General features: G+C 60.0%; 21 protein-coding genes. 12 read left to right on the top strand and 9 right to left on the bottom strand.

What is annotated here, in order from left to right; all coding sequences use genetic code 11:
• The first annotated feature begins 35 nt into the window (after positions 1-35).
• The 4 genes from VMW12_11700 to VMW12_11715 are packed head-to-tail and all read left to right on the top strand — an operon-like array spanning position 36 to position 3,695.
• Positions 36-1,718 carry an AMP-binding protein gene (locus tag VMW12_11700; GenBank protein ID HUZ50378.1) on the top strand — a complete coding sequence of 561 codons (1,683 nt, stop codon included), beginning with the start codon at positions 36-38 and terminating at the stop codon, positions 1,716-1,718.
• On the top strand, positions 1,715-1,981 hold the full coding sequence (locus VMW12_11705) for an acyl carrier protein (GenBank protein HUZ50379.1): 267 nt from the start codon (positions 1,715-1,717) through the stop codon (positions 1,979-1,981). Before VMW12_11700 ends, VMW12_11705 begins: the two co-directional genes overlap by 4 nt.
• Entirely contained in the window at positions 1,978-2,811 is an 834-nt protein-coding gene (locus VMW12_11710; GenBank protein HUZ50380.1) for a WcbI family polysaccharide biosynthesis putative acetyltransferase, read from the top strand. Before VMW12_11705 ends, VMW12_11710 begins: the two co-directional genes overlap by 4 nt.
• Complete coding sequence (locus VMW12_11715) at positions 2,808-3,695, top strand: WcbI family polysaccharide biosynthesis putative acetyltransferase (GenBank protein ID HUZ50381.1); 888 nt, start codon at positions 2,808-2,810, stop codon at positions 3,693-3,695. Before VMW12_11710 ends, VMW12_11715 begins: the two co-directional genes overlap by 4 nt.
• On the opposite strand, the gene VMW12_11720 is transcribed toward VMW12_11715, so the two are convergent.
• Entirely contained in the window at positions 3,692-5,908 is a 2,217-nt protein-coding gene (locus tag VMW12_11720; GenBank protein ID HUZ50382.1) for a glycosyltransferase, read from the bottom strand. The two genes, VMW12_11715 and VMW12_11720, sit on opposite strands and share 4 nt — an antisense overlap.
• Before the next feature lie 110 nt (positions 5,909-6,018).
• On the opposite strand from VMW12_11720, the gene VMW12_11725 reads away from it, so the two are divergent.
• Positions 6,019-8,133: a methyltransferase domain-containing protein gene (locus tag VMW12_11725; GenBank protein ID HUZ50383.1), complete on the top strand. Its 2,115-nt coding sequence runs from the start codon at positions 6,019-6,021 to the stop codon at positions 8,131-8,133.
• On the opposite strand, the gene VMW12_11730 is transcribed toward VMW12_11725, so the two are convergent.
• Together VMW12_11730 and VMW12_11735 are read right to left on the bottom strand one after the other, a co-directional pair.
• Complete coding sequence (locus VMW12_11730; GenBank protein HUZ50384.1) at positions 8,130-8,885, bottom strand: ABC transporter ATP-binding protein; 756 nt, start codon at positions 8,883-8,885, stop codon at positions 8,130-8,132. The two genes, VMW12_11725 and VMW12_11730, sit on opposite strands and share 4 nt — an antisense overlap.
• A complete protein-coding gene (locus VMW12_11735; GenBank protein HUZ50385.1) occupies positions 8,882-9,727 on the bottom strand; it encodes an ABC transporter permease in 846 nt (281 codons plus the stop codon). The genes VMW12_11730 and VMW12_11735 overlap by 4 nt, the downstream gene beginning before the upstream one ends.
• A gap of 7 nt (positions 9,728-9,734) precedes the next feature.
• Between VMW12_11735 and VMW12_11740 the strand changes: the two genes are divergently transcribed.
• The gene (locus VMW12_11740) at positions 9,735-11,699 is read left to right on the top strand and encodes a glycosyltransferase (GenBank protein HUZ50386.1); all 1,965 of its coding nucleotides are present in this window, start codon (positions 9,735-9,737) and stop codon (positions 11,697-11,699) included.
• Here the strand turns inward: VMW12_11740 and VMW12_11745 are convergent.
• Positions 11,614-12,819, bottom strand: coding sequence for a glycosyltransferase family 2 protein (locus VMW12_11745; GenBank protein ID HUZ50387.1), 1,206 nt, complete (start codon positions 12,817-12,819; stop codon positions 11,614-11,616). The two genes, VMW12_11740 and VMW12_11745, sit on opposite strands and share 86 nt — an antisense overlap.
• Complete coding sequence (locus tag VMW12_11750; protein ID HUZ50388.1) at positions 12,816-14,267, bottom strand: sulfotransferase; 1,452 nt, start codon at positions 14,265-14,267, stop codon at positions 12,816-12,818. Before VMW12_11750 ends, VMW12_11745 begins: the two co-directional genes overlap by 4 nt.
• Positions 14,268-14,450: 183 nt before the next feature.
• Between VMW12_11750 and VMW12_11755 the strand changes: the two genes are divergently transcribed.
• The 5 genes from VMW12_11755 to VMW12_11775 all read left to right on the top strand — a co-directional run bounded on the left by VMW12_11755 (position 14,451) and on the right by VMW12_11775 (position 19,927).
• A complete protein-coding gene (locus VMW12_11755) occupies positions 14,451-16,250 on the top strand; it encodes an O-antigen ligase family protein (protein ID HUZ50389.1) in 1,800 nt (599 codons plus the stop codon).
• Positions 16,247-16,948 (top strand): phytanoyl-CoA dioxygenase family protein, encoded by a 702-nt coding sequence (locus VMW12_11760; GenBank protein ID HUZ50390.1) that lies wholly within the window; start codon positions 16,247-16,249, stop codon positions 16,946-16,948. The genes VMW12_11755 and VMW12_11760 overlap by 4 nt, the downstream gene beginning before the upstream one ends.
• Positions 16,929-17,552, top strand: a complete 624-nt coding sequence (locus VMW12_11765; protein HUZ50391.1) for a sulfotransferase family 2 domain-containing protein — start codon at positions 16,929-16,931, stop codon at positions 17,550-17,552. The genes VMW12_11760 and VMW12_11765 overlap by 20 nt, the downstream gene beginning before the upstream one ends.
• A 308-nt stretch (positions 17,553-17,860) precedes the next feature.
• The gene (locus tag VMW12_11770; GenBank protein HUZ50392.1) at positions 17,861-18,556 is read left to right on the top strand and encodes a glycosyltransferase; all 696 of its coding nucleotides are present in this window, start codon (positions 17,861-17,863) and stop codon (positions 18,554-18,556) included.
• 372 nt (positions 18,557-18,928) lie between these two features.
• Positions 18,929-19,927, top strand: a complete 999-nt coding sequence (locus VMW12_11775) for a 2OG-Fe(II) oxygenase (protein HUZ50393.1) — start codon at positions 18,929-18,931, stop codon at positions 19,925-19,927.
• Here VMW12_11775 and VMW12_11780 read toward each other — a convergent pair.
• A complete protein-coding gene (locus tag VMW12_11780) occupies positions 19,924-20,610 on the bottom strand; it encodes a sulfotransferase family 2 domain-containing protein (GenBank protein ID HUZ50394.1) in 687 nt (228 codons plus the stop codon). The two genes, VMW12_11775 and VMW12_11780, sit on opposite strands and share 4 nt — an antisense overlap.
• Positions 20,611-20,697: 87 nt before the next feature.
• On the opposite strand from VMW12_11780, the gene VMW12_11785 reads away from it, so the two are divergent.
• Positions 20,698-21,564, top strand: a complete 867-nt coding sequence (locus VMW12_11785; protein ID HUZ50395.1) for a DUF4915 domain-containing protein — start codon at positions 20,698-20,700, stop codon at positions 21,562-21,564.
• A 15-nt stretch (positions 21,565-21,579) separates the two neighbouring features.
• Here VMW12_11785 and VMW12_11790 read toward each other — a convergent pair whose 3' ends face one another.
• The 3 genes from VMW12_11790 to VMW12_11800 form a co-directional block, all read right to left on the bottom strand.
• Positions 21,580-22,101 carry a tail fiber protein gene (locus VMW12_11790; protein HUZ50396.1) on the bottom strand — a complete coding sequence of 174 codons (522 nt, stop codon included), beginning with the start codon at positions 22,099-22,101 and terminating at the stop codon, positions 21,580-21,582.
• Between the two features lie 110 nt (positions 22,102-22,211).
• Positions 22,212-22,580 carry a hypothetical protein gene (locus VMW12_11795; protein HUZ50397.1) on the bottom strand — a complete coding sequence of 123 codons (369 nt, stop codon included), beginning with the start codon at positions 22,578-22,580 and terminating at the stop codon, positions 22,212-22,214.
• 9 nt (positions 22,581-22,589) lie between these two features.
• Complete coding sequence (locus VMW12_11800) at positions 22,590-25,877, bottom strand: hypothetical protein (protein HUZ50398.1); 3,288 nt, start codon at positions 25,875-25,877, stop codon at positions 22,590-22,592.
• Positions 25,878-25,913 lie beyond the last annotated feature (36 nt).

Genomic DNA, 25,913 nt, shown 5'->3' on the forward strand with positions numbered 1-25,913 from the left:
CGGCGCGTGTGCCTCGCACCATTGGATATTGAGCGATGAGCATCAACTTGTCTCAGCAAGTCAAATACCTGGCGCATCGAACGCCTGAAGCGGCATTCTGCACGTTTACGCTGGGGCCACACACCACTCGTATCACGTTCGCTGAGCTTTACGAACGTAGCTGCGCGTACGCGCGTTATTATCAGATGCGGGGCATTGGTCGTGGCGATGTCGTCTTGATTATTCTTCGTCATTCTCCGCATTTGTTTTACAGCTACCTTGGTGCGATATTGGCCGGCGCCGTCCCGTCATTTATGCCGTTCCCCTCGCCCAAGCAACGCCCGGCATTGTATTGGTCCGATCATGAAGCCCTATTCAGGCGCATCGAACCGCGCCTCATCGTCACGTATGAAGAAAACGCGGCTACTGCCGAACGGCTCATCTCCACCCTTCCAATCGGCATATGCGTAGCTGACGATTCGATCCTTGCTTCGCCGAATGATCCCCACGCTGATTTCATCGGCTTGCACGCGCAGCCGGGCGATATAGCATGCCTGCAGCACAGTTCCGGAACAACAGGCCTAAAAAAAGGCGTGATGCTCACGCATCGGATGTTGTTCGATCACCACAAGATGCATACGGAGGTGATCGGATTCGGGGATGGCGATTCTATAGCGTCGTGGCTACCGCTCTATCACGATATGGGTTTTATTGCCTGTTTCATGGGCTCGCTTTTGCAGGGCACGCATCTGGTCGCGCTCGATCCATTTGAATGGGTGATGCGCCCGCGCATGCTGCTCGATGCGATCGAGCAGTATCGCACGACGTTTTCTTGGCTCCCCAATTTTGCGTTTTCGCACCTCGTGAACGGCGCCCGCGGAGAGAGGGAATGGGATCTGTCGTCGATGCGCGCTTTTATTAATTGCTCCGAACCTTGCAAGCCGGCAACATTCGACCGATTCTTGGAGCGTTTTCACGCCAGCGGTGTCAGCCGAGAGAAGCTCCACGTTTGTTATGCGATGGCAGAGAACGTTTTTGCCGTAACGCAAACGCAGCTGGGGAAGAGCCCCACGGTGTTGCGCGCCGACGCTGCGGCGCTGTCGCTGGGGGTGTTCAGCGATGCACAAGACGAAAAACAGGAACAGCGACTCCTCTCCTGCGGAAGTGCGGCCAACAGTGTCGCGGTCTTAGTCCGGGATCATATCACGGGTGAAGAGGTTGCCGAGAACCAGATCGGCGAAATCCATGTTACTAGCAAGTTTCTTTTCGGTGGCTACTATCGGCTCCCGGAAAAGACGCGTGAACGCTTGGCTGACGGCTGGTATGCGACCGGCGATGTAGGCTTTTTGCATGATGGTGAATTATACGTTACGGGCCGTGTCGATGACATGCTGATTGTGAATGGCCGGAACTACTACGCCCATGAAATCGAAGCGCTCCTGACAGATATTGAAGGCATCGTCCCGGGACGATGCGTCGCCATCGCGGTTGAGGACGAACGGAGCGATGCGACGGTCGTGGTCGTGCTTGCCGAGTGCTCGGGAGATGGCGCGTCGGCGGCTACGACATCACGCGCAAAGCGGCATATCTTAGAGCGTGCGGGCTTGGCAATTCATGCCTTCGTTCCTGTGGCCGCAGGGGCGCTAGTAAAGACGACGAGTGGAAAAATCAGCCGTACCAAGAATAAGGAGCTGTACCTGCGCGGCGAATTTGAGGCAAGAGAGCAACAAAACTCATGAGCGATACGAATGTCTTCCAAAAAGTGCGTGCCACCGTCGCGGCTACCTTTCATGTGTCGCCTGAGGAAATCATCACGAGCGAGACCACTAGTACTGATGTGGACGGTTGGGATTCGCTCTCCCATTCCATCCTCCTCATGAACGTGGAAGAGGCATTCGGAATCGAGTTGCCCTTCGAGGCGGCCTACGAATTGGCGAACGTTGGGGAGCTTGGCGATTTAGTGATCGCGACGCTAGCCGAGAAAAAGCAGGCGGCCCCGTGAGATCGATTGTCGTGTTCGGCGACGCACTCGCCGGCGCAATTGCCATCGTGCTCGATCGCATAGCGGGCATCAGCGGAAAATATGGTGTCGTCCATCTTGGCGCCGAGAATGTTGCCGCATCCACGCGGGCTCTCGCTGAATGCGCGTTGTTTTTGCACCAAGAGCCCTACGAAGCTGGCCAGCTTCTTACCGCAATTCCGGCTGGTTGTGAGCGGATCGCATTCCCCTCGCTTGAGCTGCGCTACCTATGGCCATTCACGTGCGTCAATCCCTTCAACCGACCCGAGCCGCCTCGCTACCCAAACGGGCGTTTCCCCTACGGAGACAGTTTTATAATTAGTTGCCTACAACAGCATGTTAACCCAGATAAGATTGTCGAATATTATCTATCCGTCGAATGGGATGTTTCATGGCCTGACCTGCAGTCGCTCCACCAAACTGAATTAGAGCGCCTCGACTGGCTCGAGGCGCGCACGGATGTCAAAATGGTTCCCTATATTCAAGAGTATGCTTCACAAAGACGCCTATTTTGGGGCGCCGCGGGTCCAACAAACGCATTATTATGCGAGCTCATCATAAGGCTGTTAGATCGTATGTTTGCCTCGAAAGTGTTGATTACCCGTAGAGTTTTAACGGAACTACTCTATAGCTTTGGAGACCGCGATCTCTTTGGCCAAATAGCAGTTCCAATACACCCCCGTGTCGCGGAGTATTTTTCCCTTCAATGGTACAACCCGACGGCTGGTCACCAGCACTTCGACGAAATCCTCGGCTATCGTGAATATTTTGAGCGCATGATAGAAGCATCTCTAGCGGCTACGCGGCTATGAGTAACCAGGAGACGATCCTCGTCTATGGCAACTGTCAGGCGGAAGTGGTTTCGTCAGTTTTTAGACTCGACGTAGGTATCACGGCACACTTCGACATCCGCTATATCCCAAGCTATCGAGATAGACGTTTTGACGAGCTTGTTCTAACGGATGAAGACATTGCTAACTGCGCCTTTCTATGTGAACAACACGACTCAAACCAGTTTCCGCAACGCGACGCGCTACCAGAAACCTGCACAATCATCAAGTTTCCGTCGATTGATTGCAATCTTTTGTGGCCAATGACTGCAGTAAATCCATATAATCCAAGCGAGCCATCCTTCCCGTTCGGGCGCTTCCCGTACGGCGACCGCGTTATCTTATCGCAGATCGATGCGGGCAAATCGCCAGAGGAGATACTAGAATATTATCTGAACGCATGGGACGATTATAAGCCTGACCTAGATCGTCTCCTAAAACTTGAGTTGGCCAGATTTGCCGCCCGCGACGCGAAGTGCGATATCGGCATGGGACAAGTTTTTTTCGATTATTTTGCTGCGGAGCGCCCTCTATGGACGGTTAATCATCCGACACGGCGTCTTCTTCAAGAGCTCGTGGAGCGAATCGCGGCAGCAGCACTCTTGGTAGATAAGCGCTTCGCAGAAGCAGATATTGCGACAACCATGGAATCCCATTTCGCACTTTCGCCGCGGGGTCCACTGGGAGTCATCAGCGTGCCTATACATCCCGGCGTCGCTCGGCATTTCCAGCTTTCGTGGTATGACGAGAACGAGCATCACTTTCTCTGGGATGGGACCTCATTAGTATACCAAGACTACTTCAAAGAGCTTATCGACTGGTCGATTTTAGTAAAAGGCCAGCAAGCCAGCGTGGTAACCAACTAGGCCGTCGGTGTTGGATGCGCCTTTTCTAAAACGCTCGACAGCATTGAAAATAGAGTTGGCTTTACCGCATTTCGAGTGAATGGGGTTAGCACTTCAAATGATGCGCGCGCTATTTGGCCCCACAATTCTTCATCATCGTAGACCCTGCAGATTGCTCGCGCAAATGATTGACTGTCGCCTGCAATGAGACAGTCCCGCCCATCTTTAAACCCGAATCCCTCCGCGGCGATGTCTGTCAAAACTACAGGCAGGCCATGTGATAAGGCTTGGCCGACCTTACCCTTTAGGCCGGCGCCGTATCGAAGCGGAGCGACAAAGACGCGAGCAGACCCGAAGTAGCTGCTCACATCGGGCACATATCCCGGAACTCGCACCCGATCCGATTGAAGAGCGAGTACGCTTTCTGGTGGGTTGCTGCCCAGAAGCGTTAAACCGATCTCCGGATGTTCGAGCCATACGAGGGGCATGATATCGCTACAAAGCCACCTTACCGCGTCAACATTGGGCGTGTGGTTATAACCCCCAATAAAGAGCAGCCCACTCCGTTCTAAGTAGCCCGGGCTCTCTATTATCTCGGGATCGTGCAGGTTCGGGATGACAAAAACATGGTCAGCGCCGAGCGCCGATAGCAATTTACGCTCGTCTTCGGTAACTACGATTGTCGCGTCAGCTATCCGCGCGGCAGCGACTTCCTCGCGCTCGCTCGCTTGCCAATCGTCGGGCTCGCCACCGAAAAGTTCATATTCGCGGCGCTTGCGCACAAAATGCAGATCAATCGTGTCGTATAAAACCTTTGTTGCACGGTTACGTCGAATCATCGGCTCGTATTTCTTGAAGAGCTCGGGGCGGCAAATCCAGGCAAAATCCAAAAATGGAAGCACTTCCTCCAACGCTTGCTGTTGCGTTCGTCCGCCATCTGTGTGATGTAGCACCTCGACGCCTAGCTGATTGAGTTCCGTCGTATACGGCTGCATCTGCGCGAAGTTATCGGGAAGAAATATGACCTGGTAGCGCGCCTCGCATAGAAGTTTTATAATCTGCATTAAGCGAAGGGACCCCGATTCTCGATCGTACAAGGGAACGTACGAGTCGACGATGAGGATCGTCGGGGCCGATTTGAGTCGGCGCGCCGCGCCCGCGACCGACGAAGGATGTGCCTCATAATGGCCGTCCAGGACATTAAACCACTTCTCATGGAACTTCGGGCGATTAATATCTTGATAGCGCTTCGAACCGCTCGTTATATCGATGCCGGAACTCACCCCTTCGTAGTGGACGACCTCTGAAAGTGGCTGGTAGACAACTCGCTGACCTAGCGCCCGAACAGAAAAGCAGAGGTCGGTATCTTCGTAATACGCAGGTGCAAAGAGCTCGCTAAATCCACCAATGCGTCGGAACAGATCACGGCGAATCATGAGGGCTGCCCCGGAACAGTAATCCACGTCGCGAACGTAGTTATACCGCGGGTCTGCGGGATTGCCGGTACGGCCGTAGTTCCAGCCCGACGCATCGCGGAACATAATGCCGCCGGCTTCTTGCAGCGTGCCATCCGGGTACACGAGCTTGGATCCAACCGCGCCGATCGAAGGGTCCGACTCCGCAAGAATCACCAGGTGGTCAAGCCAGGCCTCGCGCACCTCAGTATCGTTGTTGAGAAAGCAAATGTAACGGCCGCGCGCGAGTGCCGCACCGCGGTTGCACGAACGCACGAATCCCTGATTGCTCGCGTTACGAATGTAGTCGATGCCAGGTAGCTCGGCCAGAACGCCGGGCGTGCCGTCGATAGAGGCATCATCGACAACGATAAGCTGCACGGGTAATGTCGCTGGCCACATGTCGATGACGGATTGCAGGCAGCGCACCGTCACGTCGCAATGGTTGTAGACCGGAATCACTACTGAAACCATCGGTTCGCCATCCGCTGCAGCGGGCCGATCCGACCAGGACCGTACCAATTGCCTCTCTGCGAGTGTGCGGGCTGCGGCATATGGCGCCTCTGCTGGACGGCCGAGGCTGAGCGCGAGGCCAGGCGACCACACCGCGAAGCGGTCCTCGCGGCCTAATCCGAGCACCGCCTTGAACGAAAACCACAACATCCGCAGGGCATGAAAGCGGCTGCGGGTGACGGTCTCGTAATCGTTTCGCAGACGCGCCAAGCGCCGTTGTTCGTCGATTAGATGCTTGGACGCGGACTCGATTTGGCTGGAATCCAATGGGATTGCCTACTTTGGGTGCAGGGTTACGATGTGCCACCCTTTGAAACAGACGCAGAGCATCCTTCTTTGCGGGCGCATCCGGCGTCCGCAGCCAACCTGGAGGCCCCGTGCACATCGAAACCACCGACCGATGGAAGGACTATCCCCAGCAAACCGAGTTTGCGCAGGGTACGCTCGATCCGAATTCGAGCCTAGCGATTCTGGTCGGTGCGGTGGGCGAGCGCAAGCGTGTTCTCGATGTAGGGTGCGCAACCGGTTACCTAGCCAAGGTTTTGCAGAGTCGTCAGTGCGATACGGTCGGCATCGATATTAATCCGAAAGCCGCGGAAGAAGCCCGTAAGTACTGCTCGAGGGTCGTGGTTACAGATCTCGATAATGCCTCGATCGCCGAAGCTGTCGGTGACGATACGTTTGACATTATCGTCTTTGCCGACGTACTCGAGCACCTGCGCAACCCCCTACGCGTGCTCGACGAAGCACGTTCCCTGTTACGCGAGGGCGGCTTCGCACTCATTTCGTTGCCGAACATAGCGCATGGCGCGGTCCGGCTCGCCCTGCTACAGGGGAACTTCGATTACCAGGAGTTGGGCCTGCTCGACGATTCGCACCTACGTTTCTTTACCCGCAGGTCCGCCGAGGAGCTCTTTCTCGAAGCCGGCTACCACCTTGAAGAAGTCGGGCGGACGGTGCTGCCGCTCTTTAGCGAGAGCGACTTGGTGCCCGACGTTCGCGAAAGCGATTTTTCGGCCGAGGCAGTCGAGGCCGTTCGGCGCGACCCCGATTGCGATACGTTGCAGTTCATCCTGCGCGCATATCCGCTCAACAACGAAGCGCGATTTCGCAACCTTGCAAAACGCTTCTTGGCGACAAATACCGAGCTAGCGAATACGCGCACGCGTTCCGAACGCGAACGGGAACTACTCGCGCAGGCCTCGGCCCGGCTCGAGCAACACGAAGCTGAACTTGCGCAAACCCGTCAGTTCCTGGCGTCCGCAAATGCCGAAATGTTACGGGCGCAAGCGGACTACCAAGCCCTCGCCGCAGACGCTCGCGAGATCGAAGGGCTGCGCCTGCGCGTTCAGGATGCCGAGGCGCTCCAGGCTTCCGCGGCAAGCGCTACGGAACGTGCCCATGGTTTCGAAATCGACCTCGTCCGCGCACAAGAGCGGTTGGCAATCCAAACCGCACGCGCGGCCGAACTTGAGGCGCGCGTCATCGATCTAACGCATTCCCTCGGCGTTTTCCAGCAAGAGCAGCACCGGCTCGAAGCCGAGAGCGAAGCGAAGGACGACCGCGCGCGCGATCTGCTGGAAGCCATCGCTAGACTCGAAGACGCGGCACAGCACCCGGCCGAAAACGCAGTAGCGCAGCAGCGCATTCCAGAGCTGCTGGCAACCGTTGAGAGCCTCCGGGTTGAGATCGCAGAGAGCGAGAAGCTCTTTAAGCTGCAAGATGCCGAAGTCGCGGCGGCCCGCATGCAAACGAAAGACGCGGAGCAAGAACTCGCAACGCTGCAGCAAAAGGTCGCTGTTCTGGAACAGGATCTCACGCGTTCGGGCGCGATGTTATCGGCTGCGTACGCCGAGCGGGGCGTCCTACACGCGAAGCTCGGCGAGGCCGAGCGCGAGCTCTTCGATCGCGATGCACGCGTACAAGGACTAGAACGCGATGCCGAATCGCTCCGCGCCGCCCAGGCCGAATCGCGCAAGACGATAGAAGATCTCTACGCGCAGTGGGAGGGCCTCGAGGCAGCCGCCGCCGAGTATCGAGCGCAAATCGAGACGCTGCAACGCGACGTCGAGCACGCTCGAGGCGCCTCGTCGGATCGCGAGCGCCGTATTACCTCGCTCGATGCGAACATCCAGCGGCTCGAACTGCGTGCAACGGCCGACAAGGAGTCTATCGAACAACTCCACGCTGCGATAGGCCAATTCGAATCCGTCACTCGCGAACTTGAGTTTACCAAATCCGCGTTAACGGCCGAGCGTGCGCGGTTGCAGTCCGACGTACAAGCGGCCGAATCCAGGTGCAATATCCTTGAGTCGCGCGCGATCGAGCTCGAATCCGTGCTGCTGGAAAACACCGAATCGCTGGCCTCGCGCCTGCGAGCCGAATCGGCCCAACTCGCGACCCTTATCGATTTGATTCAATCCGGATCGTTCTGGTCGCTCAAGCGCTTCTTCGGGAGAGTGGGCCGCATTTTCGGGCGACGCGTCTCCTAGGCGAATCCTACCCCTGCATCGCTCTGCGCGTAGGCTTGCACTACTTCTTGCGGCGTTCCGAACATCTTGACGCGCCCGCGATCGAGCCACAACACCACGTCGCACCACCGCTCGATGATCCCGGTGTTGTGCGAAACCAGCACGATCGTCTTGCCGCGATCTTTGAAATCTTCGATGGACATCAGGCACTTCTGTGCGAAGAGTTCGTCGCCGACGGCCAGCACTTCATCAAGCAGCAGGATATCCGGATCCACGCAGACGGCAACCGCGAACGCCAAGCGCATGAGCATGCCGGACGAATACGTCCGCACCGGCGCGTCCATGAAACTTCCCAATTCTGAGAACTCGACGATCGCATCCATTTTCGCTTCGGCTTGTTTGGGCGTAAACCCCAACACCAATAACTCTACGCGTGCGTTTTCCCGGCCGGTGAGATCGGGGTGAAAGCCGGCTCCCAGCGCAAGCAGCGGAGCGAGAGCGCCATCGATCGATATCGTCCCGGCGTCGGGTGGAAAAACTCCGGCCAGGAGCCGCATCAAGGTTGTTTTGCCGGAGCCGTTGCGCCCGATGATGCCGAGCATTTGCCCGTGCTCGATCTCGAAATCGATGTCGGCGAGCGCCTCGACGATGCGCAGCCGATGGTCCTCGGCCGTGAAGAGCCGCTTCACCAAGGCATCTTTTAACGTCGCGCGCCCCAACGAGCGATAGCGAAACGATTTGGCGACGCCGGCTACGCTAATCGCGTTCTTCATAGATACTCGCCGAACGAATCTTTGTAGTGATTGTACGCCATTTGCGCGATCCCGAAGAGCACCAATGCCGTAAGCGCCAGGTATATCAGATCGCTCATTTTCGGAAACGTGTTATAGAAAAGGATCCGTTGATAACTCACGATGAGCGAGACTAACGGATTCGCCAGCGCGATCGGGCGAATCGCCTCGGGAATCGAGCTTGTCCTATAAAAAATCGGCGTCAGGTAGAAGCTCAGCATCACAAAATACGTTACCAGTTGCTGCACGTCGCGATAGAACACGTTAAACGTGGCGAACAAGGTTAGCGTCGCGAATGTTATCACGCTTTGCAGCACGATGAGGACCGGCAAGGCGATCAGCGCGATTCCTAGATGTCCGTGCAGAATGATCGCCAAAACGACGAACACGGGCAACGAGAGCAGAAAGTTTATGAGATTCGAGAGCACCGGGACGATCAGCAGCGCCTCGGTCGGGAAGACGGTCTTGCCCACGTACATTCGGCCGTCGACGATCGCGCTGGTGCCGAGCTGGAGCGCATTCGCGAACCAATTCCAGGCGAGCAACCCGCTCAAGAGATAGAGCGGAAAATTCGGGATGCCCACCTTGAGGTAGACTCCGAACACCAGCGTGTACACCGCCATAAAGAGCAGCGGATTCAGGAGCGTCCAGGCAAAACCGAGCGCCGAGCCTCGATAGCGAAGCTTCAGATCGCGCACAACCAGCTCGTAAATGAGCCAGCGAAAATGATGGAGCCTTCTCGCGAGGGCTACCGGAGGATGCGTTACGAGTTCTTGCGCCAAACCGAAGCTGAGGGTTCTTTTCGCAAGCGCCGAAGCCTCCACCTTACGAATGCGAAGCGCGCTGCGGAAAACGCTCGATATCCTCGAGCTTCACGGCTTTCGGGCCTTGGTCGTTCGCGGTACCCAAAAGCTGCGACGCATTACGGCGGCGCAATGGCGCTCCTTCCTGGAGCGACGACGTTGGGAGCTTGAAGTCGTTCGCGATGCCGCGCCGGCTCCGGTTCGCGTATCGAACGGGGCCGATCCGCTCGTCACGATCGTCGTCATAGGCGAAACGCTTCGCGGAACCCGCAACACGCTTGGCGCGATTGCACGAACGGCGCAAGGAATCTCCTACGAGGTCCTACTCGTCGCGGATCCGACGGAGCAGGGGATTGTCGATTACGCGCGTGCCTGCGAAGGGCTACGGATCGTTGCCTGCGGCGGCTCGTATACCGAGCATTTGAATGCGGGCGCGGCGGCCGCTACTGGGACGTACGTTGCGTTCGTTGCGTCCGGCGTCGTTCCGACCGGCGAATGGCTCGCGAACCTGCTCGCCCCGCTCCTCGCCGACGCACGCATCGTTGCCGGCGGCGCGCAGCTGCGTTCTCGCGATCGGCGGCTACTGCACGCAGGCGGCGCGTCGGACGGCAATGGAGCGCTCGTGGAAGTCGGCGTGGGCGACGAGCCGGGGCTTCATCAGTACGCCTACCTTCGCGACGCGGAGTTCGTCACGCCGCGCTTCATGCTCGTGCGCGCTGACGCGTTGCGCGCGGCCGGCGGCTTCCCCGAACCGTTCGCGGACGAGCATCGCTCGGCAGCCGGCTTTGCCCGCTCCCTGCGCTCGATCGGCGAACGCGTCGTCTACCAACCGACGGCGATCGCTTACGACGGCGACGCGATCGTTGCGGCAGCTCCCCACGCCGCCCAGAGTGATCTGGCTGCTCGCAGGCTGCAAGGAGAGCGACGCGTCTTAATCGTCGATACGCACGTGCCGTTCACGGACCGCGACGCGGGGTCGCGCCGCATCGCGGCGCTTGCGCGCCTGATGCGCGCATTGCAATACGACGTGCTTTTTCTGCCGGACGACGGGATAGCCCACGAGCCATACGCTGCGGGCCTGCGGGCGTGCGGTATCGACGTGCTCGAGAATCGCGACGGCGGCCGCGCCGCGCTCGCGGAACTCTCGCTCCCCATCGACGTCGCGTGGGTCTGTCGGCCCGAGCTCTACGAGCGTTACGCGGCCTTACTGCCCGCTAGCACGGGCTGTAAGCGCATCTACGATACCGTCGACTTGCATCACCTGCGCGAGCAGCGCGAAACGGCCGTCACCGGCCGTACCACCGCCTGGGAGCGCACGCGGGATGCCGAAATTTCCTACGCACTTGAAGCGGATCGTACGATCGTGTGTACGCCGGAGGAGCAATCCACGCTGCGCGAATACGGCATCGAAGCGTTTGTCGTTCCGGTCGTCGAGGCGATCCGAACGACGGAGCCGCCGCCGTTTCAAGGACGTAGGAACGCGCTTTTTTTGGGCAACTACAAGCACCCTCCAAACGTCGACGCCGCGCGCTATCTCTGCGAAAGCGTAATGCCGCTGCTCTGGGTCGTCGACCCGAACATCGAACTCACGCTTGCCGGTTCGGAGCCGACGCCGGAGGTGCTGCAATTGCGCTCGCCTCGCATCCGCGTGACGGGCTATGTGGCCGACGTTACGCCGTTGTTCGATCGCGCGCGCGTCTTTCTCGCGCCGTTGCGCTACGGTGCCGGCATGAAAGGCAAGATCGTGCAAAGTCTTGCGATGGGGTTACCTACCGTAACCACAAGCACGGGTAACGAAGGAACCGGCTTTCGTGACGGCTACGATATTCTCGTTGCCGACGATGCCGCGGCGTTCTCCGAACGTGCGCTCGAGGCGTACCGCGACGAGTTCCTCTGGAACCGGCTCGCTACGGAAGGACGCGCGAGCGCGGCGCGTTTTTCGCCGGAGAGCGTGCTAACCGCGCTGTCCAATGCGCTCGCTTTTGACGCTTAGTCCGGGCGCGAACGGCCTCTTCTTCGGCGCGCAACGCCGCTTCCAAAAGTGGCCAACTGTGGGCAAACGCATCCGATTTTCCGTTGACGCCGCGGAAGAAATCACGAAATGCGCGAGCGACGCAGCCGATCCGACGAAACTGTAATCGCACCAGCTTTGGAAGCAGGGATCGAAAGAGCCAATATACGACCGCGAGCGGTACGGTTCGGGGGTAGTATTGCTGCATGAGGTACAGCATGTTGCGAACTGAGTAGTAGTCGTGCAACTCGCTTTTGAAGCCGACCGACCGGCCCTCTTTATGCCAAACCACCGCCTCCGGGCAGAAGACCAGCTTCCAACCGAGCCGGCGCAACTTGATGCACCAGTCCGTTTCCTCACGATATAGAAAGTACGATTCCTCAAGCAGGCCCGCGGAGCGAATCGCCTCCGTTCGCACAAACATGCTCGCACCAACTACGTGCTCGAGGGGCTTAGATAGAGCCGGCGATGCAACCACTTTCGTGCCGCGGCCGAACTGCGTGTCCACGCCGACCATCGGAATAATCGAACCGCCGCCGTATGCTTGAACGATATCCGGTTGCGCGTGGCGCAAGAGCGTCGCGCCGACGATAGCGATACGCCGGTCGCGCGAGGCGCAATCGACCATCCGGGTCAGCGCATGAGGGTCAACAATGGTGTCGTTATTCAGAATCCATACGTATCGCGCATCGGTGTGCGCCAGGGCGTAACGAATGCCGACATTATTGCCGCCCGCATATCCTAGGTTTGCGCCGGTTTGCACGAATATCAGCGGCGCATCGGTGCAGTCGGCCGGGGCATGCGCGTCGCACTCCGGATCGTAAACTACGGAACGCAGCGGCTTAAGGGCGGGGCGATAAGCCCACGTTCCGCCCGGGCCGTCTGCCGTCGTGTTCACGGTAAGCCGCCCGCTCGCCCATTCTTGCAAGCGCTCGAACGAACCGTCGACCGAGCTGTTATCGCACACGATAATGCGATAATTCGCATAATCGCTCCTCAGCAAACTCTCGAGGCATTCGACCGTATCGAGCCAGCCGTTCCAGTTCAGCACGACGATCGCTACCTGCGGCTCGGCCGCAGCGCCGAAGCGGAGCGCGTTCACGAGATCTCCCCGATCAATCGTTCGAGGAGATCGTTTTGGCGCTCGTCTAATTCCGTTTGCGCGTCGGCATTTACACTCCACCCTAGCCTGCTCATGGTGGCGAACGTTTCGTAAAGCCGCAGCAGCCCTGCTTTATCGTTTAGGCGCGCTTCGAGCTGGGTGCGCGCCTCGGCGTACTCGCGAGGATCCACGCGAGAGGTATTAATGCGCTCCGAAAACGTCTGTGTCGATGCCGCATATTGGGGTTCACCGATAAACGAGAAAATGTCGCCGAGCGTGCGCGCCGGGTTGGCTTTGAGATCGTCGTACATCACGATTTTGACGACCTGCGGCCCATAAGCCTGCGCCGCAAGTAGCGCCCACGTCATGATGCCGGTCCACATGTGGATCGCCTCGTCGAGGCTTGTCTGCCGGCCGCCGGCGCGATCGAAATGCAGCATCGATGCAATAACATCGTACGGGTGACGCACCATGCACACGAACTGCGCCAGCGGAAAGAGCTTTCGCAGCATCGCAACGTTGGCGGTGTTCTCGGGAGCTCCGTCCACCCAACGCCGTTTGGGCGCATAGGACATGCGGCGCAGTTGAAAACGCTCGTCGTGCCCTCCGAAGCGGCCCGGCTTATTTGCCATGCGTTCGAGGGCGACGTGCTCAGCGCGCCGTTCGCTGGCACGTTTCATAAACACATCGATGCCGGCGCCGATGCTCGCGAGATACTCGTCGCCGGAAATATCGTAGATTTGAAAAAAGTTACGCGCCGCAGACGTCGAGTGGCGGTAGCCCGCTAAGGCCCCGCTTCCGAGCAGCGTTAGAAAACCGGTCTCTTCGAGTGGCCAAATATTCGGATGTTGGCCGATCGCCCAGGTAAGTACGCTCGTAGCCGAACGGTACGAACCCAAGACGAAGACCGGGCGCGGCAGTTCGTCAACGAGCCGGACGCTATGCTGCGAATAATGGTCGTCAACCGCCGTAAGCTGCGCCGCTGCTGCTCGCGGCGGTGCCGGCCGGCCCGTTCGCAGTCCCCAAAAAAGGAGCGAGAGTTCACGCTCGTCGTCCGTGGCGTTCGGCACGGAGGCCAGTTCGGTGACGATGACGATCGTGCATGGGCGGCCGACCGGTAGGCGTAACGTCGCGACCGAGCGCTGATGCGGTTCGGAAAATTCGAGGATCGCCTCAAGCCGGCCATCGACGTAGACGAAGCTGGCGAATGGAAAGTACCGATAGATCGCATCGGGCCCCGAGCCGAGCTCTAATTCGGCTTCACGCCATCCGCCCTGGCCTGCGGCCTCGGCGATCGTGACGGTGAGTTCGGCGCGGCGCGGCAGCCATTCGAGGCAGTCGTCCCGGTAGTTGTCCGGGTAACCGCGCTCGATGGTGGTTGCGTTGCGCAGGGCGAGCACGTGGTGCAGCACGGCAGTCAGTCGCTCGATCTGCGAGCGGCGGGGCACGCGGTCATCGCGCGGCGCTGAAGCGGCGTCGCGGTCCGTGGGAACCGTTACGAGGGCGGAAATCTTCCTCAAACAACTCCATCCATGGTTCCACCCGGCTCCTACAAGGCCATATTCGAACCCAAAGCACGAACACCCCGCCGCCCCAACGGGTGGCCCGGGGCCGATGTGAAAGTAGGCCCCATGCATCGCTTCCGGCGCACCGCGATTCTGGCCGCCCTTTTAGGATTCGTCGGCCTTTGTGCTGCAGGGCCGTCCCTTGCCGATGCCGCGACAACCTACCCGCAGGGCATCGCACCAAGAAACATTCTCGGGGGAATCGCACCGGGAAGCGATACCGGCTCTTGCTGCTGGGTCGGTAGCCGGGCCGCCTTCACCGTGACGCCGCCCCCTGGCGCGGACACGATCCTGATCGACCTTTTCATCCCGGTGTACGCGGCCGGCGATCGTCCTCAATCGTTTGTCGTAACGCTCGCACATGCTCCGGCGCAAACCCGCTGTTGCTTCGGCGCGGGCTCACATCGGCTCGCGCTCGCGATTCCTCCGGCGCTGCGATCGCAACCGCTGCGTATCACGCTGAGCCCGGCGTATACCTTCGTGCCGGCGCAGGTGGGGATGGGCAGCGATACACGACACCTGAGCGTGCTCTTGCGCGGCGTCGGGTATTTGAACATGGCGACCGGCGAGCGCTACGACGGAGATTCGTTACTGACCGATTCGCCCGCCGGGACACGGCTTAGCCTCGCGCTCGCGCTGCTGGGAGGGCTCCTCGCACTCGTCCTCGCCCGGCGGCGCGCGGCCTATGGATTCGTGGCGCTCGTGGCCGCAGCGCCGTTCGCGCTCTACTACTCCACGCACGGCACCACCGTCACGCTTTCAAAAACGGTGTTGATTGGGGTTGCGGTGGGATTGGTTTTGCGCGGAATGAGCGCCTTTCCTAAACCCGGCCGCACGTTTTGGTGGCTGTTCGCAGCCCAAGGGCTGCTCGTAGGCTCGATGATCCTCTCTGCTCTGCATGCGATGAACGTGCATGCGGCGGTGCGCGAAACGCTCAAGGACATAGAATTTCTCGCGACGCTTGCGGTTGCGTACTTCGCGTATCGCGCCGATCCCGACGAACGGCTGGTGCGCTTCACCTTAGCAACGATCACGTGCTTGGTCGCGGTGCTCGCGCTTCTGCAAGAAGTTGCCGGCGCACCCGAGAGCCTATCGTTGCTCGGCCACTCCATCGCCCGCATTGCCGGGCCGCTCGAAGGGCCCAATCAACTCGGCGCGTACCTCGGGATCGTGGTGCCGAGTATCGCGGCGTTCGTCGCGCTGCGTCCCGCGGTTGGAATCGAACGCATCGCCCTCATACTTGGGACGATCGCGACGCTGCTAACCTTCTCGCGCGGCGGGATTGCCGGCCTAGCAGTAGCGTTCGCGATCGTTTTGCTGCTGCGGGCCCATCGCGAACGCGCGCGCGGTGTTGCCCTTGCTGCGGGCCTCGGGTTCGTCGTGCTCTTTGGCATCGCGTGTGCCGCGATGGCCGGCCACGCGCCGGGTGCTTCGCGCATCTTCGGCGCGAGCGCGGACGCCTACAACGGCGGCCTCGGAACGCGCGCCGAACTTTGGAGCGGTGCGTACACGCTTTGGCGCGAGCATCCGCTGCTCGGCGTCGGGCCGGGCAACTTCGAACTGGAGATCTCGCGCTTTGCGCCCGGCGTGCGCACGCACGCCAACAGCGAATACTTTCAGGTGCTATCGGAACAAGGGCTACTCGGCGAAGCCGCGCTGCTGGGGCTCGTGGCGTTATCGGTAGCGGCGTTCATGCGAAACTGTAGCGAGCCGTTACCGCTGGCAGGCTTTACGGTTGCGATCGTCCTCGCATTCCACCAGATCGTCGACACGCTCTGGATCTACCCAAAAGTCGGCATCATGTGGTGGGTGCTCATCGCCATCGCGGCCGCCGCGAACGATCTCCTGCGGGAGCGCGCGCAATGAAGAGTCAGCTTTGGCCGATGCAAGGTTTCGCGGAGCGCGGTATCGCAGGCCCATTTCGCGCGTTATCGGTAGATGCTGCAGAGCGTCTGAGTTCGGACATCCAAGAGCACGTCCTGAATACTCCGCCGCCACTGGGGCACAATTCCAATCAATCGCGACACCTCGATTCGCCGCTCGTTATGAGCGCCTGCACGACGCCGCAGATACTGGCGCACATCGCTTCGGTGTTGGGGCGCGACATCGTACTTTGGAGATCGAACTTTTTTACCAAACCGCCCGGTTCGCCCGAGTTGGGTTGGCATCGTGACAGCGACCACTGGGGAGACATCCTGCGGCCACGACGCAACGTGTCGGCTTGGTTGGCGCTCGATCGCGCCACCGTCGAAAACGGCTGCATCCGAGCGATCCCGCGCTTGCCGGGATTCTCGGCTGAGCCGTCGGCAGATCCAAAATTCGTCGTATGCGACGACGGCTTGCTCGCAACGGCAATCGATGTCGAACTGGAGGCGGGCGAGTACATTCTGTTCGACGAGAGCCTCGTCCACGGATCGCATCCGAACACCACCGAGCAAGCGCGCCTTGGCCTGGCCATACGCTTCACCACGCCGGACGTTGAGGTCGATAGCGACAGCATTTTTTCCGGCCACCGCTGCATTTTGCTGCACGTCGATGGTATGGATGATTTCTCACCAGCATAAGTGCATCTTCGTACACATTCCAAAGTGCGGGGGTACGAGCATCGAAGACCTCATCTGGCCGGGAGAGCGTACCGAAGCGGATTTATGGATGGGGTTTACCGATTCGCTCGGCAACAGGTATCAAACCGGGGCTCTGCAACATTTGCTCGCGCGTCACATCCGAGCCGAAGTCGGTAAGGCTGCGTTTTTCGCGTACTTCAAGTTTACAATTGTAAGAAATCCGTGGGACAAGGCGCTCTCGCAGTACGCCTTCATGCGGCGCCGGGACGACCTTCGGGCCTATATCGGAATGGAGCGCGACGATGAGTTCAAGCGCTACCTCGAACTGATCGGCAAGCGCACACACGTTCAATGGATGCCCCAACACGCATTTATCCACGACGATGATGGAGCGCAAATGGTCGACTACATCGGTCGATTCGAACGCCTTGCCCATGACGTCGAACTGATCTTGCAACGCGTCGGCGTGCAGGGGTCTCTGCCACACCGCAAGGCCGCGACGCACCGGCTCGCTATTGCCGATCTCGACGACGAGGCGATCGATATGGTTGCTGCATTGTACGCGGAGGACATACGCATCTTCGGATACGAACGGCCGGAATGACGATAACCGAGGCAACGACCTGCAGCTCCGGTCTTGTCGCGCAGGCGGCCCTACGCGCGCCAACGTAATTTCCTGGAGGAGGAACAGCTACGCTCTTTATTCGTCGTTCCGGCATGTTTAATGGTGGCCAGCTCAAGGTCCTCGACTACGCTCGGCACGTTGGCGCTTCGGGCTACTTTCAACCGCGGCTATATACAACGACCGGTATCGACACGTCGTACGATCCCGCGCTTTGCGCAGACGATATCCCGCGAACGGATTCGCTTGATGGAAGCGACGCATTTTTTCTAGCCGGCCTGGATTGGAGCGTGCTCGACAATGCAGGCGTCGATATAGGCGGGCGCCCGGTCGTCAATCTCATTCAAGGCTTCAGCCACACCACTCCCGGCGATCCTCGCTACGAATACCTTTCACGGCCTGCGTTACGCATCTGCGTCAGCCCGCAGCTAGCGACGGCGCTGGCCGACACCGGCCGAGTCAACGGCCCAATCGTCACTATAGAGAATGGCTTGGACCTCGACGCGCTTCGTGCAGCACGTACGAACGCACATTTTGCCGTCGCAATCGCCGGTTTGAAGAATGCGCCCCTCGCCCTGGAGATTGAAGCCCGCCTGCAAGAGTGCGGCATCGAAACGATCGCACAGACGCAGGGGCTGCCGCACGATGCGTTCCTTGCGCTTCTGGCGTCCGCATCGGTCGCCGTCGTGCTGCCTCATGAAACCGAAGGCTTCTTTCTCCCCGCGCTCGAGGCCATGGTCCTGGGTTGCGCGGTCGTCGCTCCGGACTGCATCGGCAACCGCTCGTTCTGTGTCGACCACCGAACCGCGCTGGTGCCCGAATACTCGGCAGACGCAATAGTCCAGGCGATCAGCCTTTTGCTTTCGGATGCTCTCGTCACCAGGCGCATTCTCGCCGGTGCCGCCGCAATTGTCGAACGCTACAGCCTCAGCGGCGAGCGCGATAAATTTTACCGCGCCTTAGACATTTTTCTCGATGCGCCGTAGCCGGCACTCTACCATCACCAGGAAGATGGAACGAGGAGACCGTACCATCATCGGCCTGTAGGGTTGCTCGTTCCTCAAGAATAGCCGCAAGCATTGTACGATCACGTTGTCAGTCCCGCCGTTATTCAATCCACAGAAGCTCTTCTGCAAGGCTTCCGTACCGCGTCGCCGTTCAAGCATATTTGCATCGATGGATTTTTCTCTGAGGATGTCGCAAGGGACGTCGCGGCTCAGTTCCCTACGTCCGAAAGTGGCGCACCCAACCTCTATGGGGCCGCAGGCGGAAAATCAGTTCACGAAGATTTGACGTCGCTGAGCCCCGTGTTTAGAACGCTGCATAAATACTTTGGTTCGACCGCTTTTCTAAATTGGTTGTCCACGCTCACCGGTATCGAAGGGCTGGAATACGACCCTTCAAACTACGGTGGTGGAACTCACGAAAATTTCGACGGGCGCGATTTGCGGCCACATGTCGATTTTAATTTCCACCCCGTGAGCAAACTTCATCGACGCATCAATCTCATCGTGTATTTCAACGAAGACTGGGACCCCGCTTGGGGTGGATCAATCTCACTGTATAGCGATGCTCGCGACCCGTTAGCGCACGTCGTAACGTACCAAGCCGGCTATAATCGCTGCGTGATCTTCGAAACGAGCGAACGCTCGTGGCACGGCTTCGATTGCATCGATCTGCCGTCGGACCAAAAAGGTCGCTCGCGAAAATCGCTTTCAATCTACTTATATACTCGCGAACGCCCCGACGAGGAGGTTCATGCGGACCACACAACCTTCTTCGTACCGCGCCTACTCCCGAATCGCTTTATGCCGGGCTATACCCTTACGCAGAAAGATGCCCGCGAGCTTGGGGAATTGCTCGGCCATAGAGATCGATTGATCGCACTTTACCAGCGGAAGCAAGGCGAGCGTGTGCCGGATTCCGTCCAGGCGGCGCGCTTACGGATCCTCGTTGCGCAGCTTGCAGCCCAGTTGTCGATTCCGACCGCCGGCTATGTGTCGCAAGAAGGCAACGCGACGGGCAGATACCCCGACGGTTGGTGCGGCAGTGAGGCACGCTTTGCGATTTTAGCCCAACGTGCGATTGGATTCGTGAGCGTTGCCGCGCGCATTCCGCAGGGCATGCCTCCCGGGACGCTTTTCGACGTCACTATCGATGGGAAAACAGTCGCTCAGGCAGAGGCCGTTTTCGGCGAGCTGGAAATCGGCTCGGAAGTACGATTCGCGCCCGGTTCGATCCACGAATTGCTCATCACCACGTCCAACGTCGTAAACTATCACAAATTAGGGTTGAGCCCCGACGAACGCGATCTTGGATTCTTCCTAGAGCGCGTGCTTTTCGAACACATTCCTTAGAATTGGTAGCCGAATCTATCGATGTCTCGCGCAAAATGTCGGGCCACGATTGCCCTCGTTCTTTTATTGTAATAGTGCCGATAGCCGGCATGCAATGATGCGTTATCGTGCGGAAGCTGCGCGGTCACCCCAATACGACGGCATATTTCCGTAAAATCGCTGTCGATCGATTCGTAGCGCCCCACGTAACTCATGATGTCTCGGTCGCGCTCGTCGACGATCATCGCGGTCATATCGGCCCGCGCGACGACATAGAGCTCGACAAAATCAGAAAAACGTTGGCTTCGCGCGACGATTTCCGCGAGGTCGGGATCCATCTCGCGGTGGATGCCCTCCCTTTGATATTGCTGCTGGAAAAAATAGGTCGAAACGACCACATCCCACGGGTTGCGAACGAACGTGAAGCTAAAAAGCTTCTCCCAGCGTTCCTCTCCGAGGAATCTGCGCAGCGCCGCTGCAGGCAAATGCTGTTGTGGAAACTCTCGCAACGTTGCTATCCGGAAACTTCGACGAATATCCACAACGATCGCTTCGCGTTCGGGATGAAGCATCAATGCATCCCATAGCCCGAACGCACCGAATTCAATCGTATCCTTCGTGGCGTCGAGAGCCTGGAGAATCGAAGTGCCGGCGGTTTTTGGAATATGGACGAAGGCACACGCATGCTCGGTGAACACGGGCATGTTCATCGCTTAGCCGCGGGCTCACGTCTCCCCTGGAAACCCCACCCCTAGAGGCCGCGTTAAGGTCGCATTCGTATTATGGATTCAATGCCTCAACTCGCTGTTTCTTTCTGCAATGCGTCGCACACAGCCGGCCGCGTTCTCGGGCTGTTCGATACGGCAACGACGGAATTGGTTTGCCCGGATTTGGGGCGAGCCGATCTCACGTCGGCGTGCGGGCTTGCAGCGGATACCGATTGGCTGTACTGCGCTTCAACGGGCCCGGATGCCTCATACGTCAGCCTTCTCGACTATCGCGATTTTCGGTTCCAGCGCGTCGTCGAGCTGCCGGAAGTTCGCGACGTCCATTCGATCGCGCTCGACGGTAACGCCTTGATAGCCGTCTCGACAGGCACGGATTCCGTCCTACGGATCGATATGGAAACGATGCGCCACGAGGTCGTGTGGCGAATTGGTGCCGGCGAGACCGATACCCACCATCTCAATGCCGTCACCTGGTTTGGCGACCATCTCTTGTGTTCCGGATTCGGCCCAAAAAGCACGGATCGCTGGAGTAGCGCGATCGACGGCTATATTTACGACATTACCGCCAACTCGTATGTCGCAACCGGCCTCTACCATCCGCACTCTTTGGCATCGTTCGGTGAAGTGCTCTACGTCTGCGAGTCGTCCTACTCGCGCGTGCGCACGATCGATATGCCGGTCGCCGCGCTTTCGCTTTCGGGCTACGTGCGCGGGCTCGCATTCACTCAGGACGGCGCCTTCGCGGTTGGAAGCAGCGTGGGAAGACACGACGCATCCCTGGGAGACGTGGTTCTTAATTCCGCCGACGACGGAGAGCCGAGAGGCCGTTGCGCCATCCGCATGAGCGATAGCATCGCTACGCAGGATGGCGCGCAGACCTTCGATCTCTCGAGTTACGCGAACGAAATCTACGACATTTTTATTGTGTAGTTGGTCGCCGGCGCACTAGCCGCGTGGCGGGTACACGCCGACGAGCGCGATGATAAAATTCATCGCCAGGTAGGGCTGTTGGACCGAGAACGGCAGGCCGCTGCCCATCGTTGAAACCGACACCGGATTGAGGTTATCGTTCGGCGGGTTTGCCGAATACGGCGTACCCGTCGCCGATGCACCTAGGACGTGGTTGGGGCCGGGAAAGGCTTTTCCACCGGTCGTCCCGTCGGTCCGGATGACATGGTTATGGGCGGGCATATTACTCACACCGAGCGTTGCGGATTCGTCGCCGCCCAACTCGCCTAAGACGTAATTCGAGAGCCCTGGCCCTTGGCCGGCATGAATCGGAACGCGGCCGCGCAGGTCGGGAAGAGCAAAAGTCCGGACGCCGTCCCCTCCAAAGTACGTTCCTAGAATGGAAAAAAGAGCGGTATTGGAGGCAATGGACAGCAGCTGTCCGTTGCAGAGCGCCCAGCCACTGGGCGCGAAATTACCGCAAAACAGAACGATCGATCCGATAAATGGTTCAAGCAACGATTTCACCCTCCAAAACGTGCCATACCACAGCGGCAGGCAGATCATGCTCTCCCACATAGCGTCCACAAAATCATTCTACGCGGGAAAAAAGGCCCAGCCGCGGCGTATTAGCGTAACGCCCGCAGTGCCCGACCAGCCGCATCGCGTACCGGCGCATCGTCGTCGGTTTCCGCGGCGGCTTTGATTGCGGCGATACACCACGGTTCCCCGACGAGTGCGAGGCGTTCGATCATGTCGGTGCGCGTCGCGCTATCGAGAGCGTCGTCGGTGCCGGTTACAAGGCTGGTCCACGATACGGCCCGTGCCGTCGACGGCGCCGAAGCGCCGGTACCGGCTGCGGAGCCTGCCTCCGCTTGCGCCCCCGGCTCGATTGGCGCTTCGCTATTCGCCGAACGCACGAGCAGCGTTCCTAGGCCATACAGCGCGGCACCGGCCACGAGCAACAACGCTAAAATCAGGTACGGCGATCCCGCCATCGGCGGGTGCTATTCGCTTGCGACGTGCGCGGCGTTGCGCAACGCGTCGAGCACGCCGACGAATGCGTCGTCGAGCGAGCGATTGACGCTGGTGGTGAGCACGCGATGGAACTCTTCCATCGGCAGTTCCGAAAGCACGCTGAGTACGCTTTGTATTTCGTCGCGATAGGGCACGAGCGCGTCGGAGCGGATGCCGTCGTGATAGATCGTTCCGCCGAGCATGTGCGCGTTTGCAAGCCACGGTGCAACGGCACCAAGCGGCGCGTTTTCCAAATCGGGCACCAGCGCGCGCACGAGATCGGCATCGACGGGGCCTTCAACCCGCACGACGCCATCCGGCGGCGCGAGCAAACGCCCCGTCGGCGCCGAGGCGAGCGCGTCCACGATGGTCCGCATCGCAACGCGGCTATCGCGGTCTTCCAAATCTTTGCCCGTCACCGCGAGGCGCGGCATGCGCAAGCGCACGAACAGGCGTTCCATAGGCGCGCGCAGCGCACGGCTGGCGCTACTGAACGTGGCGCCGAGTTGCGGCGAACCGCCGATCACGTTCTCGGGAAAGAGCATGCGTAGTGCGAAGAGATGCTGCACGAGCCCGCCCACGTCGCTGCGTTCGAGCATCTTGATGGTATGCACCAGCCGCTCGGCGGTGAAATCAACATACAAGACTGGCGAAATGCGTTGCGGTTCCTGGGCGGTGATCGCCGCCGGCGCTGCTACATGCTCGGCAACGGGCTCCGCCGCAACCGTCGGCAAGGCTTGGCGCTCGATCACTTCCGCGAGCGCGCGCGGCGGCGCCTCCGCGGTAACGGCAACGGGCGGCGTGTAGGGCTTGGGCGCTTCGGGCAACGGCGGCGGCTCGTATGCGGGCGCGTCGCTTGGAAAAGTACGCGCGATCGAGATCGCGTTACCCGCCGTCGATTCGCCCAAGGCCGGCTGCGCTTGCACGCGCATCGTCGGCGCGGCCAGCGCTAGCGTGTGGCCATCGCTCCACTCCAAAACGGCGCGCGTATCCAGCTGAGTGCCGGAGGCGAGCGGATACATCACCACCATCTCCCAGCGAATGCGCAGTTCCACGCCGGGATTCACGTCGGCCAGCACCATGCCGCGTTGCGACCACAGCTGCGACATGCCGCCGTCGTCGGGCACGGGCATGCCGTTGATTGCCGTGCTCGACGGCACGTACACCGCGAGGTTGGTCGGCACCACGCGCACCAACAGCCGATCGGCCGGCCCGTCGCCGTCGTTGCGCAAGCGTATATCGTAGTAGAGACGCTCGCCCGCGTTCACGCTCTCGGTCGGCGCGGAAACGAGCTGCGCGTCGCGCTCGAACTCCGGTTGCGCGAACGTCGGAATATCGAGTACCGGAAACTGTACCGGGCTAATGCCCCGGCCGTGCAGCCATCCATCGAGCAACAGCGCGCGATTGCCGGGGACCGGGCGCAGCAAACGTAGCGTTAGGCGCGCTTCGTGCGTGGTCTCGGGCGCGACGTCGCCGAACACCAATCCATCGCGATCGCGGCGCGCGTCGACGGCGCGTTCCACCGCAAGGTCCGGCGGCATCGTCAGCACGAGCCGCGCGTCGCGCAGCACGTCGGATCCGCCGTTGGTGAAGCGCAGCACCACATCGACCGTGCGATGCGGGCGTAACACGTCGTTGGTTGCCAACTCCCAGGCAACGGCCCCGCGCGCGACGTGCGGGCGCGAACGCACCACGACGCTGGCCGAGCCGAGATCGATCGCGCCGCCGTCGTGTTCGAGCACGACGCCGAGCGAAACGTTCGAGCGGTCCGGCACCTTCGAACCGATGCGCGCGGTGACGGCGAACGTGCGCTCCTGGTGCGGATTGACGATGCCCAGCGCGATCGGTTCGTGATAGGTGGATGCGGGGTCGTCGAACGATTCCGCGATGCGCACGTCTTCCACATGCACGCCCGGAATGAGGCGCAGGCGTACGTTCCGTTCGGGCGCGGTGCCGTCGTTGAAGACGTGAATCGTGAAGCGCACGTCTTCGCGCGCTTGCGCGATGCCGCGGTCGGCTTCGACGTAATTGCGCGCGCGATTGAAACGCGGCGCAACGCGGACGGTGAGCTTGCGCGTAAACCCACGCTCGCCGCCCTTCCAGCGCAGCGTCGCGGAAATCGGCAGCGCCGGTTCGCCGCCGTTCGGCACGGCAACCGTCCCCGCGAGGCCGACTTCGACGATGCGGCCGGCCGCCAGCGCACCGACGTGCACGTGCAATCCCGCAATCTCGCCGTCGCTCACCGGCTGGCCGTCGACGTGGGCGGAGCCCGGCGAGTAAACCAAGCCCGGCGGTAATTCAAACGCGATCGAGAGGTTTTGCGCGGTTCCCGTGCCCGCATTGACGGCGCGCAGCACCATGGGCACGCGCATACCGGGCGTCACCGCATCGTCGCACAGCAAGGTGAACGAGGTTTCCTCACCGGCGAAATCGACCGGCGAATCCACCACGACGTCGGCCGACGCGATCGCGATCTCGGCGCTCTCGCGCGAACCGACGCTGCCGGTCGCTTTGATGCGCGTCGCGTCCGGCAACGGCGAATCGATCGTGGCTTGATATTCGGCCGTCACCGATTGCCCGGGGCCCAAACGTTCGCTCACGATCGTTGCCGCATCGTAATCGAACGCTTCGCCTTCGAGGCCGGCGATCACGCGTCCGTCGATACGCGCGCTGCGCGCGACGTAGGTGGTGTGTTCGGGCGAGGGCAGCATCAGCACGACGTCGTGCGCGCTCGACGAGCCCGTATTCACGATGGTAGTGCGAATCGTCAGCGTCGCGCCGGGTTTGGGCGCATCGGGTGCGGAGATCGTTACCAGCGTCGACGCGTTCTGTAATTGCGGATAACTGCGTACGACGATGCGTTCGATGTTCGACGCCACCATCGGCGTTTGGTCGGTCACCAGCGCCGCTTGGAAAACCAGCTCGGTGCCGTCTTCGATCGTGTCGTTGACGCGGAAGCTGCAACTCACCGTACGCTGCGCGTTCGGTTCTAAATTGCCGACGTTCGCTCCGGTGGTATCGATGAACCGTTCGCCCGGCTCGAGCGGCCGTTCGTCGAGCATGTCGCCGTCGGCCACGTGCACGACGCCTTGCGGATGCGCGAAGCGCACGCGCACGCCGCTCGCTGCGGCTCCGCCTAAATTCGAGAAGGAGAATTCGGCTCGAATCACCTCGCCCGGCGCAACCGCGCGTTTGGGTTCGATAACGAGCGTTCGCAGGCTCTCCACCAACGCGGGAGAGCCGGGAGCAAAGATTCCGGTCAGTGAGGTGGCGGCCACGAGCCTCTCATTCCCCCTCGCGAGCAACCCAACCTA

It is taken from the genome of Candidatus Dormiibacterota bacterium (assembly GCA_035532835.1).
Taxonomy (GTDB): domain Bacteria; phylum Vulcanimicrobiota; class Vulcanimicrobiia; order Vulcanimicrobiales; family Vulcanimicrobiaceae; genus DAHUXY01.

Bases quoted from the DNA above. Each gene is read 5' to 3' on its own strand.
- VMW12_11785 (HUZ50395.1), top strand. From the start codon at position 20,698: ATGCCTCAACTCGCTGTTTCTTTCTGCAATGCGTCGCACACAGCCGGC.
- VMW12_11715 (HUZ50381.1), top strand. From the start codon at position 2,808: ATGAGTAACCAGGAGACGATCCTCGTCTATGGCAACTGTCAGGCGGAA.
- VMW12_11705 (HUZ50379.1), top strand. From the start codon at position 1,715: ATGAGCGATACGAATGTCTTCCAAAAAGTGCGTGCCACCGTCGCGGCT.
- VMW12_11700 (HUZ50378.1), top strand. From the start codon at position 36: ATGAGCATCAACTTGTCTCAGCAAGTCAAATACCTGGCGCATCGAACG.
- VMW12_11755 (HUZ50389.1), top strand. From the start codon at position 14,451: ATGCATCGCTTCCGGCGCACCGCGATTCTGGCCGCCCTTTTAGGATTC.
- VMW12_11740 (HUZ50386.1), top strand. From the start codon at position 9,735: ATGCGAAGCGCGCTGCGGAAAACGCTCGATATCCTCGAGCTTCACGGC.
- VMW12_11730 (HUZ50384.1), bottom strand. From the start codon at position 8,885: ATGAAGAACGCGATTAGCGTAGCCGGCGTCGCCAAATCGTTTCGCTAT.
- VMW12_11795 (HUZ50397.1), bottom strand. From the start codon at position 22,580: ATGGCGGGATCGCCGTACCTGATTTTAGCGTTGTTGCTCGTGGCCGGT.
- VMW12_11780 (HUZ50394.1), bottom strand. From the start codon at position 20,610: ATGCCCGTGTTCACCGAGCATGCGTGTGCCTTCGTCCATATTCCAAAA.
- VMW12_11760 (HUZ50390.1), top strand. From the start codon at position 16,247: ATGAAGAGTCAGCTTTGGCCGATGCAAGGTTTCGCGGAGCGCGGTATC.
- VMW12_11765 (HUZ50391.1), top strand. From the start codon at position 16,929: ATGATTTCTCACCAGCATAAGTGCATCTTCGTACACATTCCAAAGTGC.